The organism is Acidithiobacillus sulfurivorans (genome assembly GCF_018853815.1).
In the GTDB taxonomy this organism is placed as follows: domain Bacteria; phylum Pseudomonadota; class Gammaproteobacteria; order Acidithiobacillales; family Acidithiobacillaceae; genus Acidithiobacillus; species Acidithiobacillus sulfurivorans.
This window is the reverse complement of the sequence record NZ_JAAOMP010000098.1, coordinates 1-1,110: the sequence shown is the minus strand read 5'-3', so window position 1 is coordinate 1,110 and position 1,110 is coordinate 1. Positions and strand designations below refer to the sequence as shown.

1 protein-coding gene is annotated in these 1,110 nt (G+C 57.2%); it reads left to right on the top strand.

Going from position 1 to position 1,110, the window contains the following annotated elements:
• Nucleotides 1-1,110, top strand: a 1,110-nt coding sequence (locus tag HAP95_RS09130; RefSeq protein WP_215883934.1) for a hypothetical protein, incomplete at both ends; no start/stop codon positions are given.

Sequence of the window (1,110 nt, the reverse complement as noted above, 5' to 3'; positions counted from 1 at the left end):
ACCGACCGACGAATCGGCTTATGCGCATTTTTACGGCGGGCAGACGCGTCATGGACAACATGGACAACACGGAGAGGATCCGCGTGATTGGGTCTGGTTTTCGATCGTGCAACACGATCCCAGAAAGATCAAGAAAATGGATACCCATACACACGGCGGGTTGTCGGCGCCTATGCGTGCCAATAAGGGGCGAAAAGTCTGTCAGCAGTCTTACCCCTTGCACATGCTGCCCGAAGTCGTTTCTGCTATTGATCCCCGCCTGAACAGCTACATCTCGCAATCCGAATTCACACAACCCAACCGCCGGATCGTCAATCTCTGGCGGTTGGGCGTGATCTGGTTGGATATGGACACCTACAAGACCCCCTGGGGTCAAGGGCGCAACCTGGACGCGCAAGTGCGTGACCTGCTCTGGATCCTCGAAGATAAAGGCTATCCAGAGCCTTCCCTCGTCATGAGCTCCGGACGGGGCTTGTACGTTAAATGGTTCCACGATGGACTCCCCCGTGCCGCCCTGCCCCGCTGGAATGCCGTCATGCGACAGATTACGCAGGAAATGCTGCCCTGGGGAAGTGATGCGGGCGCAAAGGATGCCTCCCGGGTGTTACGCATTGCAGGAACCATCAACTCACGATCGGGTGAGGCTGCACACGTGCTGCATATTAACCCGGATGCACAAGGCCATCCGACCCGGTACGACTTTAACCTGCTGGCCGAATATTTCCTCCCTTTATCCCGCGAACAAGTCCGGGAAAAACGTCTGGCCGCCATCGCCCGTCATGAAGCTTACCAGAATCGGCAGGCCGCCTTTGGCCAGCGATCCAGAACCAATCAGGACTATCCCAATCTCCGTCCGTTCTCCGCGCAACAGCTTGCCTGGGATCGCGTGGAAGATCTGCGCCGACTGGTGCAAATCCGTAAAGACACCGGTGCAGGACTGGTCGGCGCGCGTGAGCTCATGCTGTTCTGGCAAATGAATCATCTGTTGCTCTCGCAGCAGGTGGATTTACGGACGTTCTGGCAAGAATCCCGCACCCTCGCCACGGAACTGGATCCCGAATGGGCCAGAGGAGAAGGACGAAACACCCTGGGTTCCCTGTTCACCAAAGC